The sequence below is a fragment of the Sorangium sp. So ce281 genome (assembly GCF_051527395.1).
GTDB classification, from domain to species: Bacteria; Myxococcota_A; Polyangia; order Polyangiales; family Polyangiaceae; genus Sorangium; species Sorangium cellulosum_B.
Genome location: NZ_CP150322.1, coordinates 5,999,338 through 6,014,683 on the forward strand (window position 1 = coordinate 5,999,338; position 15,346 = coordinate 6,014,683).

At 71.9% G+C, this 15,346-nt stretch carries 10 protein-coding genes; 4 read left to right on the forward strand and 6 right to left on the reverse strand.

Annotated elements, in window-relative coordinates:
* Positions 1–72 precede the first annotated feature (72 nt).
* From WMF27_RS22755 to rpsO, 4 genes are all read right to left on the reverse strand, one after another.
* Positions 73–2,010 carry a serine/threonine-protein kinase gene (locus WMF27_RS22755; protein ID WP_437766796.1) on the reverse strand — a complete coding sequence of 646 codons (1,938 nt, stop codon included), beginning with the start codon at positions 2,008–2,010 and terminating at the stop codon, positions 73–75.
* Positions 2,007–3,434 carry a pyruvate kinase gene (pyk, locus tag WMF27_RS22760; RefSeq protein WP_437766795.1) on the reverse strand — a complete coding sequence of 476 codons (1,428 nt, stop codon included), beginning with the start codon at positions 3,432–3,434 and terminating at the stop codon, positions 2,007–2,009. The genes WMF27_RS22755 and pyk overlap by 4 nt, the downstream gene beginning before the upstream one ends.
* 289 nt (positions 3,435–3,723) lie before the next feature.
* Positions 3,724–5,997 (reverse strand): polyribonucleotide nucleotidyltransferase, encoded by a 2,274-nt coding sequence (gene pnp / locus WMF27_RS22765; RefSeq protein WP_437766794.1) that lies wholly within the window; start codon positions 5,995–5,997, stop codon positions 3,724–3,726.
* 551 nt (positions 5,998–6,548) lie between these two features.
* Positions 6,549–6,815, reverse strand: a complete 267-nt coding sequence (rpsO, locus tag WMF27_RS22770) for a 30S ribosomal protein S15 (protein WP_437766793.1) — start codon at positions 6,813–6,815, stop codon at positions 6,549–6,551.
* A 356-nt stretch (positions 6,816–7,171) separates the two neighbouring features.
* Between rpsO and WMF27_RS22775 the strand changes: the two genes are divergently transcribed.
* On the forward strand, positions 7,172–8,734 hold the full coding sequence (locus WMF27_RS22775) for a serine/threonine-protein kinase (RefSeq protein WP_437766792.1): 1,563 nt from the start codon (positions 7,172–7,174) through the stop codon (positions 8,732–8,734).
* Positions 8,735–8,791: 57 nt separating this feature from the next.
* Here WMF27_RS22775 and ruvX read toward each other — a convergent pair whose 3' ends face one another.
* Positions 8,792–9,217 (reverse strand): Holliday junction resolvase RuvX, encoded by a 426-nt coding sequence (gene ruvX / locus WMF27_RS22780; RefSeq protein ID WP_437766791.1) that lies wholly within the window; start codon positions 9,215–9,217, stop codon positions 8,792–8,794.
* Between the two features lie 114 nt (positions 9,218–9,331).
* Here ruvX and hisS point away from each other — a divergent pair, with 114 nt between their 5' ends.
* The 3 genes from hisS to WMF27_RS22795 are packed head-to-tail and all read left to right on the forward strand — an operon-like array spanning position 9,332 to position 13,007.
* On the forward strand, positions 9,332–10,618 hold the full coding sequence (gene hisS / locus WMF27_RS22785; protein ID WP_437766790.1) for a histidine--tRNA ligase: 1,287 nt from the start codon (positions 9,332–9,334) through the stop codon (positions 10,616–10,618).
* Entirely contained in the window at positions 10,615–12,399 is a 1,785-nt protein-coding gene (locus WMF27_RS22790; protein WP_437766789.1) for a hypothetical protein, read from the forward strand. The genes hisS and WMF27_RS22790 overlap by 4 nt, the downstream gene beginning before the upstream one ends.
* Positions 12,396–13,007 (forward strand): COMM domain-containing protein, encoded by a 612-nt coding sequence (locus WMF27_RS22795; RefSeq protein ID WP_437766788.1) that lies wholly within the window; start codon positions 12,396–12,398, stop codon positions 13,005–13,007. The genes WMF27_RS22790 and WMF27_RS22795 overlap by 4 nt, the downstream gene beginning before the upstream one ends.
* Before the next feature lie 102 nt (positions 13,008–13,109).
* Here WMF27_RS22795 and WMF27_RS22800 read toward each other — a convergent pair whose 3' ends face one another.
* On the reverse strand, positions 13,110–15,329 hold the full coding sequence (locus tag WMF27_RS22800) for a hybrid sensor histidine kinase/response regulator (protein ID WP_437766787.1): 2,220 nt from the start codon (positions 15,327–15,329) through the stop codon (positions 13,110–13,112).
* Positions 15,330–15,346 lie beyond the last annotated feature (17 nt).

The window sequence follows — 15,346 nt, forward strand, 5'->3', positions numbered from 1 at the left end:
GCCGTGATGTAGCGGAATTTGGGCGGGGATGCTGAGAATTCCGGAGCGGACGCCACAATGACGGCAATGCCGTCAGCCGGATGGCCAGGAAACCGTGTTCGGCTCGCCGGCCACCAGCGTCACGTTGCCGACGCGCGGCGCGGCCTCCGGCGACGCGGGCGTGAAGAGGCAGCTCCCGCTCCAGGACACGTCGTTCAAGGTCACGGCCTGCGGGGTGCCCGCGTAGCCGATCAGGCCGATCTGCGGGCACGCGACCTGCGCGCTCGGCGGCGCGCCGCTCAGGACGACCGTGCTGGGCAGGATCTCCAGCTTGTGGACGATCCGCTGCGGCGCGGAGACGCCGGGCTTCGGCGCCACGACCGAGATGACGCCCGCGTACGGCTTGCAGCACCGCGAGCCGGGCACGCTGATGTGAACCGTGTGTGTGCCGATCTTGAGGGGCGTGACCTTGTTCGCGCCGAACCAGCTGATCTCGGCGCCATCGAGCACCAGCCTGGCGCCGCTCGGGACGATCTGGAAGACGACGTCGCGCACCGCCGGAACGTCCTCCGCCGGCGCGGCCGCGCGCGGGATGTGCGGCAACGGCGGCCGCGCGCGGGGCCGCGGCGCGCTCGCGACCTCCCTGGCGCTCGGCGCGACCGCGCGCACGTTCGGCGACGGGATGAGGGCGTCGATGGGCGGCGTCGGCGGCGTCGGCGGCGTCGGCGTCGGCGTCGGCGGCGGCTCGGCCGCCGCGAGCGCGTCCCCGTCCACCGGCGGCAGGTCGCGGAGCGCGCGGGCGATCGTGAACGCGGCGAGGCCGAGCGCCACCGACCCGAGCGCGACGAGCAGCGCGCGCAGCGCGAGCTTCTGCCGGTTGCGGCTCGCGTTCAGCTTCGCGAGCCGCTTGAGGATGGTGAGGTCGTTCGGCGCGAGGGCCAGCGCCCGGTTGTAGTCCGCGGCCGCGCCGGGCACGTCGCCACGCTTGCGGCCGGCCTCCGCGCGCGCCACGAGGCACGGGACGAGCCGCGCGACGTGCCGCTCGGCGTAGCCTGCCGGGTCGGCGAAGTAGGCGGCGAGCTCGGCGCGCGGCTCCGCGATCCCGAGCGCCGTGAGCTCGGCCCTGATCTGATCCGCGAGCGCGCGAGGGTTCGCCGGGCGGGCGGCGATGTCGTGCGCGAGGGCGCCCGCGACGATCCGGCTCCAGCGCGCGCCCACGGCGGCCCGCTCGCGCTCGGCCTCCGGGTAGATCCCCTCGAGCACCTTGCGGAGCACCTGCGCCGGGTTCTTGCCCTCGAACGGCAGGTGCCCGACGAGACACTCGTAGAAGAGCACCCCGAGCGCGAACACGTCGGTGCGCGCGTCGACCTCGCCGCCCTCGATCTGCTCCGGCGCCATGTGCGCCGGAGAGCCGAGCACCTGCCCCGTCGAGGTGACGCCCTGAGCGTCCAGGATCTTGGCGATGCCGAAATCGGTGAGCTTGATCACCACGCTCGCGCCGTCCCGGCGGCTTTCACCGTCGCGGTCGGAGGGCAGCTCGACGAGCACGTTCTCCGGCTTCACGTCGCGGTGGATGATCCCCGACGCGTGCGCGTGCTCCAGCGCGTCGCAGAGCTCGAGCACCACCGCGGCGCCGATCTCGGCCGGCATCTCGCGGTGGGCGCCCAGGATCTTGCGCAGCGTGGCGCCGCGGAGCAGCTCGACGACGAGGTAGCGCTCGCGGTCCTGCTCGCTGGAGACGTCGTACACCTCGACGATGCCGGGGTGGCGCAGCTTCGCCGCCGCGCGCGCCTCGGCGACGAAGCGGGTGCCGACCTCCGCGTTCTCCCGGAGGTGCTTGTGGATGATCTTGACGGCGACCTCGCGGCGGAGCCGCGGGTCGCGGGCGCGGTAGACCGTGGCCATCCCGCCGTGGCCTAGCTCCTCGATCAGCTCGTATTTTTCGAGCTTCGGGAGGACCTCTGCGCCCGCGTTTCTGGAGAAGGATTCCTGCTCGCCCGACGAGCCCCTATCGCGGGCGGGCAGGCTCATTCAACGACCTTCACCCGAATCGTGTTGGTCGACCCCGAGACGCCGACAGGAGCGCCGAAGATGGTGACGAGCTTGTCGCCCGGCGAGACGAGGCCGTTCGCAAGCAGGTACCCGGTGGCGCGCTCGATCATCTCGTCCGAGTTCCGGAGCGCGTCGATCGGCAACGGCACCACGCCCCAGAGCAGCGCGAGGCGCCGGCGCGTCGTGTCGTTCGGCGAGAAGGCGACGATCGGCACGACGGGGCGCGCCTTCGACGCGTACCGCGCGGTGAGGCCGCTCTCGGTGAACGCGAGGATCAGCTTCGCGCCGATGTCCCGCGCGATGTCGCACGCGTTGCGCGCGGTCGCCTCCGGGACGTTGGCGCGCTGGCCGGGCTGCTCGCTCGAGAGATAACGGTAGAACGAGCTCTGCTCGGCCTCCGTCACGATGCGGGCCATCATCCGCACGACGAGCGGCGGGTGCGCGCCGGTCGCGGTCTCCTGCGAGAGCATGACCGCGTCGGTGCCGTCGAAGACGGCCGTCGCCACGTCGCTCGCCTCGGCGCGCGTCGGGCGCGTCGCGGTCACCATCGACTGGAGCATCTCGGTCGCGACGATGACCGGCTTCTGGTGAACGCGGGCGAGGCCGAGGATCTCGCGCTGGATGATCGGCACCCGCTCCGGGTTGAACTCCACGCCGAGATCGCCGCGCGCGACCATCACCCCGTCCGAGGCGAGGATGATCGCCTCGAGGTTGTCGATGGCGCCTGGCGTCTCGATCTTGGAGACGATCGGCGTCGGGCGACCCCAGGCCTCGCAGATGTCGCGGACGTGCCGGACCTCGTCCGCGTTGCGGACGAACGAGAGGGCGACATAGTCGACCCCCTGCGCGAGGCCGAAGCTGAGGTCGGCCTTGTCCTTCTCGGTCAGCGCGGAGATGCGCACCCGCCTGGCGGGCAGGTGGACGCCGACGCGATCGCGAAGGCGTCCGCCCTGCGTCACGCCGGCCTGGACGCGGTCCCCTTCGACCTTGGTCACGGTGACGACGACGCGGCCGTCGTCGATCAGGACGACGTCACCCGGCTGCAGATCGGACGCGAGCCCCTCGTAGAGGATCGGGATCTCGCCGGGCGTCGCGACAGGGCTGTCCCTGTTCGCCTCGGTCAGCCATACGGTAGCCCCGTCAGCCACCTCGAAGGTGTTGCCGGGGAAGCGACCGGCTCGGATCTTCGGGCCGCAGAGGTCCTGCAGGATCGCCACAGGCTTCCCGCATGCCTCCGCAGCCGCACGGACCGTGGCGATTGCTTTGCCATGATCCTCATGCGAGCCGTGAGAGAAGTTGAGTCGAGCGACATCCATACCGGCGCGGATGAGCTGCTCCAGCGTCGTTTGAGAGTCACACGAAGGGCCAATGGTACAGACGATTTTCGCTCTGCGTACGAGCACGGGCGGAGCATGCCACGAGCAGGGGTCGCGACACTACCCCGATTGTGAACGGGCCATGCGGACTTCACCGGATTCCAACAAAGCAGCTGGAGGATGAGCCGCTGCGCGGCGCGGCGCACCCGCGCGTCAACGCAGCAGCGGAGCGCGGCGCCCAGCCGCGCGCGGCAGCGATCCGCGCGCGCGGCCGCGGATCGCCGCGAATCGGAGAGCTGTCTGAGGGGGAGTGAGCGGCGGGGTGGCTCGGGCGCGCGCCGCAGCGCGGCATGAGGTCCCGCCTGGGGCCTTGAGACTAGGAGCGGCGCTCTCGGCGCTCGCGCGGCGGTCCGCCTCGGTCGCGATCCATGCCGGGCCGCGATCCGCGATCGCCGCCGCGATCGCCGCCGCGCCCGCCCGGCCCATCGCGCCGCGGCGGCGGGCCGGCGTCGCGCGCCTGCGCCATGCGCTCGCGCGCCCGATCGCCCTCTTCGCCTTCCGGGAGCGGGAGCAGCTCGCGCCGGCTCAGCCGGATCTTCCCCTCGCGATCGACGCTCAGCACCTTCACGTCGAGCGAATCTCCCTCCTTGAGGACGTCCTCGACGCGCTCGACGCGCGTGTGGGCCATCTCCGAGATGTGCAGCAGGCCGTCGGTGTTCGGGAGGATCTCGACGAAGGCGCCGAAGTCGGTGATGCGCTTGACCGTCCCCTTGTAGGTCGCGCCGACCTCGGGCTCGGCCGTCAGGCCCTTGATGATGTCGAGCGCCCTCTTCACGGCCTCGGAGTCGGCCGACGCGACGTTCACCGTGCCGTCGTCCTCGACGTCGATCGCGACCCCGGTCTGGTCGACGATCCCCTTGATGGTCTTGCCGCCGGGGCCGATGATCAGCCGGATCTGGTCGGGCTTCACGCGCACCGTGGTGATGCGCGGCGCGTACTGGCTGAGCTCGGGCCGCGTGGTCGGCAGCGTCTCGAGCATCTTGCCCAGGATGTGGAGCCGCCCCTCGCGCGCCTGATCCAGCGCCTGCATCAGGATCTGCCGGCTCAGGCCCGCGATCTTGATGTCCATCTGGATCGCGGTCACGCCGCGCGCCGTGCCGCAGACCTTGAAGTCCATGTCGCCGAGGTGATCCTCGTCGCCGAGGATGTCCGAGAGCACCGCGTAGCGCTGGCCCTCCATGATGAGCCCCATCGCGATGCCCGCGACGGGCGACTTGATCGGCACGCCCGCGTCCATGAGCGAGAGGCACCCGCCGCAGACGGCCGCCATCGACGACGAGCCGTTCGACTCGAGCGTCTCCGACACGATGCGGATCGTGTACGGGAACTGATCCGGCGCCGGGATCATCCGGGAGAGCGCGCGCTCGGCGAGCGCGCCGTGGCCGATCTCGCGCCGGCCGGGGCCACGGAGCGGCTTCGTCTCGCCGGTCGAGAAGGGGGGGAAGTTGTAGTGGAGGTAGAAGCGCTTCCACGTCTCCCCCATCAGGCCGTCGATCTTCTGCTCGTCGGTCGAGGTGCCGAGCGTCGTCGTGACGATCGCCTGCGTCTCGCCGCGCTGGAACAGGGCGCTGCCGTGCACGCGCGGGAGCAGGCCGACCTCGCACATGATGGGCCGGATGCTCCTGCCGTCGCGGCCGTCGATGCGCTTGCCCTCCTCGATCACGTAGGTGCGGACGACGTGCGCCTTGCGCTCCTCGAACTCCGCCTTCACGAGCCCCTGGAAGGGCAGGAGCTTGTCGGCGCCGAGCTCGGCGCTCAGCGTCTCGGTCAGCTTCTTCTTGAGCGAGCTGTAGCCGTCGTAGCGCGCTTTCTTGTCGGTCACCTTCGTCGCGGCCTTCAGGTCCTCGTCGACGATCTGGGCGACGCGCCGCTTGATCTCTTCCGGCAGCGCCGGCGCGACGAACTCGCGCTTCGGCTTGCCCACGGCGGCGCGCATCTTCTCGATCAGATCGAGCACCGGCTGCGCGGTCTCGTGCGCGAACATCAGCGCGTCGATGATCTCCGCCTCGGTCGCCTCCGCGGCGCCGCCCTCGACCATCACGATCGCGTCGCGCGAGCAGGCGACGACGAGGTCGATGTCGCAGCGCTCGATGTCGGCGACCGTGGGGTACGCCACGAACTCGCCGTCGAGCCGGCCCACGCGCACGCCCACGACCGGCCCGTGCCAGGGGATGTCCGAGATGTGCAGCGCGGCGCTCGCCCCCGTCAGGGCGAGGACGTCCGCCTTGTTCTGCTTGTCGCTGGAGAGGACCGTCGCGATGATCTGCGTGTCCCGCTTGAAGCCCTCCGGGAAGAGGGGGCGGAGCGGGCGATCCATGAGGCGGCTCGAGAGGATCTCCTCCTCGCGCTGGCGCGCCTCGCGTTTGAAGAAGCCGCCGGGGATCTTGCCGGCGGCGTACGTCTTCTCGACGAACTCGCAGGTGAGGGGGAAGAAGTCGAGGCCCGGCCGCTCGTCCTGCGAGACGGCGGTCACGAGCACCATCGTATCGCCGTAGGTGACGAGCACGGCCCCGTGAGCCTGCTTGGCCAGGCGGCCGGTCTCGAGGGTGAGGGCACGGCCGCCCACCATGACGGATTCACGAACGAACATGGGGATTTCAGCTCTCTCTCGCACGATCGCGAGGGCCGCTGCGTGCGGCGCTACGCCGAGCGCGAGGGGCTGCTCTTCTTCCTCGGTTCCTGCGCAGGAGCCGACCTGCTGCGCACGAAGCGAAGACGAAGACGCGCGGAGCCCGCGCTCGGGAACGGCGAGGCCCGATCGCCCCGCCGGTCCGTGGTCAATGAGTGACCTCCTTAGAGCGTCCGCTCCGCTCTCGCCAGCGCAAAACGCAGGCGTTCAGGGGTGCGTCCCGCAAAACCTCCCGAACGGAAGGGACCGGAACGGCCGCGCGCGCAGGGGTGCTTGTGCAGAAAGGCGCGCGCGGAGCCGCGGACGAGGCGGACCGCGCGCGTGCGGCCGCGAGCAGGACCGATCCCACGCGGGCGAGCCGCTGGGGGAACCGCCGGTGGTGGTGAAGCAGCAGGTGGGACAGACAGGCCCAGCAGGCCGGCGGCAGGCGAGGTCGCCTGCTCTCGCGCAGCGCGGGCGTGCGGCGCACGCCTCGCGCCGGGACCCCGGGCCTGAGCGGCCCGAGGATCGCGCTACTTGCGGAGGTTGAGGCGGCTGATGAGGCTGCGGTAGCGCTCGATGTCGACGCGCTTCAGGTAGTCGAGCTGCCGGCGGCGCTGGCTCACCAGCTTCAGCAGGCCGCGGCGGGAGTGGTGGTCCTTCTGGTGCGTGCGGAAGTGCTCCTGCAGCTGGTTGATCCGCTCGCTGAGGAGGGCGATCTGGACGTCCGGCGACCCGGTGTCGCCGTCGTGGATCGCGTACTTCTGGATGATGTCCGTCTTCTGAACCGAGTGCAGCATGGCTGGCTCTCCATGGCCCTGCCGGTGCGCTACCGAGCGTCCGGGCCGGCTCGTCTTCTCCGAAAACGGAAAGAACGGGACCGGCGGCTGGCCAAGTGACGCCTGAATGTGAGCACCACGCCCGTGGTGGCGGGAGCCCGCGAAGTTCAGGCCAGTGAGCTGAGGAGCGCGCGAGTATACGCAGGTGCCTCGGTCCGTCAACGCGGTCGACACGGCCGCGCGATTTGTCACCCCCAGAACGGCCGATTGGTTACCCTCGGTCGGCGATGCCCGGCACCATCCGGCCCCCCGACGAAGCCTCCCGACCGCAGTCGGACGCGCGCGGCTCGCAGTCGGACCTTCATATCGCGAACGCGATGACGAGCCTCTCCTCCTCCGCCACGGCGCTCCCGACCCCCGGGAGCGACAACTCGACCCCCAAGGTCTGCCCCACTTGCGGGGTCAGGTACCCGGCCGAGTTCAGGGTTTGCCCGCGCGACGCCGCGACGCTCGATGAGTCGGAGGACGACGCGCTCCGCGACGATCTCGTCGGCAAGACGCTCAACGAGACGTACACGGTCATGCGCGTCGTCGGCGAGGGCGGCATGGGGCGCGTCTACGAGGCGCGCCACACGCGGATCTCCAGCAAGCGGTTCGCCATCAAGATGCTGCACCCGGAGTTCGCGCGGCAGCCCCAGGTGATCTCGCGCTTCCAGCGCGAGGCCGAGGCCGCGGCCGCGGTGCAGAGCCCGTACGTCGTCACCGTCTTCGACGTCCACCGCACCGCGGAGGGCCGTCCGTTCCTCGTGAACGAGTTCCTCGAAGGCAAGGAGCTCGCCGACTACCTCAACGAGGCCGGCAAGATGAAGACCGGCCCCGCCGTGCGCATCGTCCGGCAGATCTGCAAGGCGCTCGCCGCGGCCCACGCGAAGGGCGTGGTGCACCGCGACATGAAGCCGGAGAACGTGTTCCTCACCGGCGACCTCGCGATGCCGACGGCCAAGGTGATCGACTTCGGCATCTCCAAGGTCGACGACGCGCCCGGCGCCGCGCTCACGCAGACCGGCATGATCATGGGCACGCCCTCGTACATGGCGCCGGAGCAGGCCCGCGGCGAGCGCGTCGATCACCGGGCGGACATCTACGCCGTCGGCGCGATCCTCTACTGCGCCCTCACCGGCAGCCGCCCGTTCGACCGCAACGATCCGACCGCGACGCTCACCGCGGTGCTGACCGAGGACCCGCCCCGCCCGCGCTCGCTCGAGCCGAGCATCCCCGAGCCGCTCGAGATGATCATCCAGCGGGCCATGGCGAAGGAGCCCGGCCATCGGTACCAGACGATGGAGGAGCTCGACGCGGAGCTCGCGCTCTACGACACCAGCGAGTCCGGGCCCAAGGAGCTCGACGCCCCCGGGTCGCCCGGGCCGCGCGTGTCGATGCCGTCGGCGCCGCGCGTGGCGCCGACGATGCAGCTCCGCCAGGCGCAGCAGGTGAGCATGGCGAGGCCGCTCATCCTGCTGCTCTTCGCGCTCGGCCTCTTCTGGGTCGCCGGCAGCCTGATCACGCTCGTCACCGCGATCATCCGCCTGTCGCGCGGCGGCCAGGTGACCGACAACCTGACGGGCCTCGAGGCCGTCCTGCTCGCGTCCGGGATCGGCTTCGCGCTGATCACCCCTGCGCTGATCAGCGCGAGCCACGTGCGCAAGACCGTCTGGAACAACAGCATGAAGGCGGTCGATCTGGCCGACAACCTGCGCCGGCCGATCGTGGTCGGCCTGTGCGCGTACGGCTTCGCGTCGCTGCTCGTGCGGGTGGTGGAGGCCGTCGTCCTCCGGCGCGCGGCCGGCGTCGCCTGGCCCATGTGGGACGTCGTGCTGTTCGCGGTCGGCGCGGTCGGCGCCGCCGGCGCGTACCTCTTGCTCCGCAGCGAGAGCCGGTAGCCCCGACGATCCCGGGCCGCGCGACTCCCGGTCGAGGCCAGCGCGGGGTGCAGCGGTCTAGCGCCGTCCGTCGAGCCACGCCTGGAGCAGCAGCGCCGCCGCCGCACCGTCGACGCGCTCCTTGCTCTTCCGCCCCGAGACGCCCCCGTCGCGCAGCCGCCGTGCCGCCTCGACCGTCGTCAGCCGCTCGTCGACGAGCTCCACCTCGACGCCGGCCGCGTCCGCCAGCGCCTGCGCGAAGGCCACCGCCCGCCGCGCGGCGGGCCCCTCGTCCCCGTTCATCTCGAGCGGCAGCCCCACCAGGAACCGGGTGATGCCTTCGTCCCGAACGAGCGCCGCAAGGGCTTCCAGGAGCGCCTTGCGGTTTCGCCCGTCGAGCAGCGGCCGCGGGTGCGCGTAGAGCCCGAGCTCGTCGGTCACGGCCACGCCCACGCGGGCCTTCCCAAGATCGATCGCCGCAGCGCGTGCCTTCGCCTTTGCCATGCCTCTGAAAAGACCCCATAGCCCTCGGGCGACGCGCCGGCGAGACCCGAGCGTAACCCGGAAGCATCCGACCAGCTTGACCCGCTCGCCAGCACCGACCATAAGCGCCGCGCGATGGAACTGCGCGCGGTACGGGGGATGAACGACATCCTCCCCGAAGAGGTGGAGCGCTGGCACAAGCTCGAGGGGGCCTTCCGCCTCCACGCGGAGCTCCACGGCTATGCCGAGGTGCGCACGCCGCTGCTCGAGCCGACGGAGCTCTTCCGGCACCAGATGGGGGAGACGACGGACGTGGTCGAGAAGGAGATGTACTCCTTCGAACGCCACGGCGATCACCTCACCGTCCGCCCCGAGGGCACCGCGGGCGCCGCGCGCGCCTACGTCGAGCACGCGGTCCACGCGAAGGAGCCGGTCACCCGCTGGTACTACCTCGGCCCGATGTTCCGCGGCGAGCGGCCGGCGAAGGGGCGCTACCGCCAGTTCTACCAGGCCGGCTGCGAGCTCTTCGGCGATCCCGGGCCGCTCTGCGACGCCGAGACGATCGACCTCGTCGCCGGCTTCCTGCAGCGCATCGGCGTCGCCGAGTTCGTGGTTCACGTGAACTCGCTCGGCAGCGCGGGCACGCGCGAGCGCTACCGCGAGGCGCTGCTCGCCCACTACACGCCGCGCAAGGCCGAGCTCAGCGAGGACTCGCAGCGCCGCCTCGAGAAGAACCCCCTGCGCATCCTCGACTCGAAGGACCAGCGCGATCACGAGGTGTCGCGCGACGCGCCGTCGATCCTCGATCTGCTCGACGACGCGGACCGAGCGCACTGGGACGGCGTGCGCCGCTGCCTCGACGTGCTCGGCGTGAACTACGTCGTCGATCGGTCGCTCGTGCGGGGGCTCGACTACTACACGCGCACGCTCTTCGAGGTGAAGGCGACCGCGGGCGATCTCGGCGCCCAGAGCACGCTCGCGGGCGGCGGCCGCTACGACGCCATGGTCGCGGGGCTCGGCGGGCCGAGCGTTCCCGCGATCGGCTTCGCGATGGGGATGGAGCGGCTGCTCACGATGATGCCCGGCGCCTCGCCCCGCCGGAGGCCTGGCTGCTTCCTCGCCCCGCTCGGCCAGAGCGGCGCGGATCAGGCGCTCGTGCTGGCGAAGCAGCTGCGCGCGCTCGGCGTCCCGGTCGAGCTCGACGGGCGCGGCGGGCGGCTCAAGGCGATGCTCCGGCGCGCGGACTCCCTCGGCGCGCGGCTCTGCGTGATCCTGGGCGACGCGGAGATCGAGCGCGGCGTGCTCCAGATCAAGGATCTCGTGGCGCACGTGCAGGAGGAGATCCCGCTGGAGGGTGCGGCGCGCGTGCTCGCGGATCGGGCCCTCGAGGCGTCGCCCGGCGGCCAGCGGGGAGCGCGTTGACCTCCGAAGCGATGGGAGCGCAGGGCTGCTCGCGAGGGGCGCGCGGCGCGCCGGCGGGCGAGGGGCGGGGCCGCGCTCGACGCGCGGGAGCGGCGCTGTCGCTCGCCGCGGCGCTGGCGGCGCTCGCCGCGCCGTCCGTCGCGGCGGCGCAGGTCGGCTTCGGCCAGCCCGGCATGACGCAGCCGCCGCCCGCGAGCGCGCCGCCGAAGCCGCCGCCCGGCACGCCGGAGACGCACGCGGCGCCGACGTCCGAGGAGAGCCCGATCCAGACCCAGGAGCCGACCCTGCCGGAGGACCCGCTGGCGGTGCCGCCCGCGGTCAAGAAGCAGATCGGCACGAACGACGTCGGCGAGTGGGAGGTCGGGCGCGCCGCGGAGATCCAGCGCGACTGGTACGGCCCCTATTACAGCGAGCGGAGCGGCAGCTACCAGTTCAGGACGGTCTTCCCCCTGTGGGCGGAGCGCCGGATGCCCGGCGACCGCGCCACGATGGTGACGCCGCTCTACTACAACCGCCGGAGCAAGGACGTCGACGCCGACGTGCTCTTCCCCTTCTTCTGGAAGCTCCGCGACGAGAACACGTACACGACGATCGTCGGCCCGTTCATGCACCGCGAGTCCGAGGGTCGCCCCGCGAGCCCGGGGCGGAAGGCAGAGCCGGGCCGGCACGACAACTGGCTCGCGCCGCTCTTCTTCGAGGGCAAGCGCGACGACGGGAGCGGCTACTTCCACATCCCTCCCCTGCTGACCTTCACGCATCACACGGCGCAGAGCGGCTTCAACCTGGTCGGCCCCCTCTTCTGCAGCTGGAAGGGCGGCCCCGCGTGCGACACGCGCTCCGCCGACAAGATCGATCTCGGCCTGGCCCCCCTCTACTTCTACGGCCACGACGAGAGCAGCGAGTACGAGGTCATCCCGCCGCTCCTGCACTACTACCACTACAGCGACGTCGGAGACCGCTCCACGAACGTGTGGGGCCCGCTGATGTGGCAGCACTCCCGCAAGGGCGACGTGTTCAACATCATGCCCTTCTACTGGCACAGCTGGGGCAAGAACCACGATCGCACGACGCTGTTCCCGTTCTTCCACTACGGGTACGAGGGCAACAAGAGCCTGCTCATCACGCCGCTCTTCCTGAAGGCGCGCGGCGAGGAGGGGGAGAGCACCTTCGCGACCTGGGGCTACGCTCGCTACCGAGGGCGGACGGAGCTCGACATGATCACGCCGCTCTTCTGGCAATACCGGGATCCGGCCATCGATCTCGAGCGGACGTTCCTGCTCCCGTTCTATTACCGGAACACCTCGCCGCGCAGCGATGATCTCGTCCTCTTCCCGTTCTATGGCCGCTTCAAGCGCCACGGGTTGAGCGACACCACCTGGCTCACGCCGCTCGTGCGGCACACGCGGGATCTCACCGGCTGGGAGACGGACATCTATCCGTTCTTCTACTCGGGGAGGAACCGCGACACGACGCACCTCGTCGTCGCGCCGTTCCTCTGGGACTTCGCGTCGCCGACGTCGCGCACCACGGTGGCCCTGCCGTTCTTCTTCCGGTTCGCGGACCCGACGTCGGTGACGCAGGTCGCGCTCAACACCGTGTACCGGGAGCACCGGGTGCGGAACGGCAAGGAGTGGGAGTTCCACCTCGTCCCCCTGTTCTCGTACGGCGAGACCCCGGAAGGCCACTGGTGGAACGTCCTGTTCGGCCTCGCCGGGTACACGCGCGCGGGCACGGCGGCGACGATGCGGGCGCTCTACGTCCCGATCCAGCTGAGCCGATGAGCCCGCGCGGTGCCGAGCTCCGCTGCCTCGGCGGCGCGCCGCCGCCCCCGGAGCTCGCCGCCGACCTGCGCCGGCTCCTGGAGCTGCCCGAGGGCGCGCGGCAGCGCCTCTGGGAGGCGCTCGGGCCCAGCCTCGCCGAGCCGGTGCCCGCCGCCGTCGAGCGGCTCCTCGACGCATTCTGCCGCCGGCACGAGGTCGACTCCGGGGCGCTCGCGCGCGTGCTCAAGGCGTGCCGGTTCCTCGTCCGCGAGGCGAGCAAGCGCGACCTCGACCGCGCCGCGCTCGCGGCCGACCTCGCGGCGCTCGCGCCGGGCGAGGGCGCCGAGGAGCTCCAGGCGATCCTGCTCGCCGGCTACGACCAGGCCCGAGCGGTCGTGCGGCGGGAGATCGTGCGCGGCGCGCTGCTCGATCACGGCAAACTGCTCACCGGCGTCGACTGGCGCGTCGACACGATCGCGGCCGCGAGCCGCGGGGCGAGGATCGCGGCGCCCGTCGTCCTGCTCACGCTGAGCTACCAGGAGGGCGAGCACCGCTCCCGGATCACCTTGCAAGCCACCCCAGACGTGCTGCGGGAGCTCCAGCAGATCTGCGCGCAGCTCCTCGGCTGATCGGTCCGTGACCAGCGCGCTCCAGCGGGCGCGCCGGTCACGGATCGCGAGCGCGCAACGTGGACGGCGGTGAGGCCCCACTGGCGACAGCGCGGGCGCCTCTCACCTGCTGCTGTCGCGCGCCTCCGCGCGGGGCGCGGAGTTCGCGGAGACGACCTCGGCGATCGCGGAGAGCGCGTCCTCGGCGGAGAACGGCTTCTCCAGGAGCGGGCGGCCCGACGAGGCGAGGAACCGCTCGACGTCCGCGCCGAAGCCCACGCCGGTCATGAAGATGAACCCCTGGGCCAGCACGGGATCGCTCTCGCGGATCCGCGTGTAGAAGACGTCGCCCGACATGCCGGGCATGCGCAGATCGCAGAGCACCACGTCGAAGCGCTGCCCGCCCGCGAGCATCCCCATCGCGGCGTCGGCGCTCGGCGCGAGCGCCACCTCGTGGACGCGGCCCAGCTGATCGGACAGCGCGCGGGCGAGCGACGCCTCGTCCTCCACCACGAGCACCCGCACCCGCTTCGAGACGAGCCGCGGCACAGGCGAGACGCTCGGCGTCGCCTCGTCCGTCCGCCCCGCCGCGGGCAGCGAGATGATGAACCGCGCGCCGCCGGGCGGGACGCGCCCCGGGACCGGGCTCTCCGCCGTGATCTGCCCGCCCGCGCGCTCGATGATCTCGCGGCTGATCGACAGCCCGAGCCCCGTACCGACCTCCGGCCCCTTCGTCGTGAAGAACGGCGCCCAGATGCGCGGCAGGTTCTCCTCCGCGATGCCGGCGCCGGTGTCGCTCACCACGATCTCGACCGTCTCCCCGTCGCTCCGCGTCTCGACCGTCACCGTCTGGTCGCGGGCCTCGTGCTTCGAGCCCGGCTTCGCGATCGCCTGGGCCGCGTTGACGAGGAGGTTCACGATGACCTGGCCGAGCCGGCCGTCATCCATGAGGATCGGCGGCACCTCGGAGAGGTTCTTCACGATCTGCGCCCGCTCGATGATCTGGCCGCGCGTGAGGCTCAGCGCGGACTCGACCGTGCGGTTCGCGTCCGTCAGCGTGCGCCGCGAGCCCTCGGGCTGCGGCGGGCTCGCGAACAGCTTGAGATCGCGGACGATGTCGACGATGCGCTTGATCGAGTCGCGCAGCTCCTTCACGAGCTCCGACGCGCTGGAGGCGGCGCTGCCCTCCATGCGCACGTTCGGGCCGCGCAGGAGGCGGTCGAGCATGTCCAGGCCGAGCAGGATGAACGCCGCGGGGTTGTTGATCTCGTGCGCGACGCCGGCCGCGAGCGTGCCGAGCGTCGAGAGGCGATCGACCTGGATGAGCCGCGTGCGCGCCGCGTGCTCGGTGCTCACGTCCGCGAGGACGCCCTCGATCGCCACCACGCGGCCGCGATCCGAGACGAGCGGGTACACCGTGCCGCGCGCGGTGATCGCGTCGCCGCCCCGCCGCCGCAGGCGCGCCTCGTAGGAGGCCGACGGGGCCCCGAGCTTGGCCCGCGCGACCGCGTCCTCGAAGCACATCACGCCCTCCGGGTCGGCGTGGGCCTCCCCGAGGAAGCCCGGCGTCCTGAGCGCCTCGGCCACCGGCACGCCCAGGAGCCGCTCGGCGTGCCGGTTCAGGAACGAGAGCTCGCCCGACTCGGGATCGAGCCGGAAGATGATGAGCGGCGCGTTGTCGAGGAGGTTCCGGTGCTGCTCCTCGAGCTCGCGGATCCTGAGCAGCCGCTCGGCGGCCTCGCGCTCCCCGGCGACGACGCGCAGCGAGCGATCCAGGCCGGCGCCGAGCGCGCCGGCGATCTCCTCGAGGAGCGGGAACGGCGCCGAGGCCGCCGCGCCGGCGTCCCCGTAGCCGACGACGAGCGCCGCGATGATCGGGCAGCCGAAGCCGCCGGCCCCGGCGCCGGCCGGCCCGGAGCGCGCGGCGGGGTGGCCGGGCTCGGCGCCCGGAGGCGCGGCCCGCACCGGGAGCGCGACGTACGAGAGACACCCCTCGCCGGCCCCCATCTGGGCGAGCGCGTTCCCCGCGCGGACGTCGTCGCAGGAGAACGGCTCACCCTCGGCGAACACCCGCCGGAAGAGCGCCGCGGGCGCCGGCAGGCGCGCGCCGAACGGCGCGGCTGCGAGCGCGTCGCCGCGGAAGACCGCGTACGCGCGGAGCCCGCCCTCCGGCTCCGGGAACACCACGGCGAAGAGCTGGAACGCGGCGAACCGGCCGACGGCCCCGGCGAGCTCCTCGAACGGCCTCGGCAGGAGCAGGTTCGAGTGACGGGCCACGACGGTGAGGACGGCGTTCAGCGCGACGAGGCGGCCAACCCTCTCGCTCGCAGGCTCTGCGTGCATCTCCACGACATCTCACC

Bases quoted from the DNA above. Each gene is read 5' to 3' on its own strand.
- WMF27_RS22755 (WP_437766796.1), bottom strand. From the start codon at position 2,010: ATGAGCCTGCCCGCCCGCGATAGGGGCTCGTCGGGCGAGCAGGAATCC.
- pnp (WP_437766794.1), bottom strand. From the start codon at position 5,997: ATGTTCGTTCGTGAATCCGTCATGGTGGGCGGCCGTGCCCTCACCCTC.
- rpsO (WP_437766793.1), bottom strand. From the start codon at position 6,815: ATGCTGCACTCGGTTCAGAAGACGGACATCATCCAGAAGTACGCGATC.
- WMF27_RS22775 (WP_437766792.1), top strand. From the start codon at position 7,172: ATGACGAGCCTCTCCTCCTCCGCCACGGCGCTCCCGACCCCCGGGAGC.
- ruvX (WP_437766791.1), bottom strand. From the start codon at position 9,217: ATGGCAAAGGCGAAGGCACGCGCTGCGGCGATCGATCTTGGGAAGGCC.
- hisS (WP_437766790.1), top strand. From the start codon at position 9,332: ATGGAACTGCGCGCGGTACGGGGGATGAACGACATCCTCCCCGAAGAG.
- WMF27_RS22795 (WP_437766788.1), top strand. From the start codon at position 12,396: ATGAGCCCGCGCGGTGCCGAGCTCCGCTGCCTCGGCGGCGCGCCGCCG.
- WMF27_RS22800 (WP_437766787.1), bottom strand. From the start codon at position 15,329: ATGCACGCAGAGCCTGCGAGCGAGAGGGTTGGCCGCCTCGTCGCGCTG.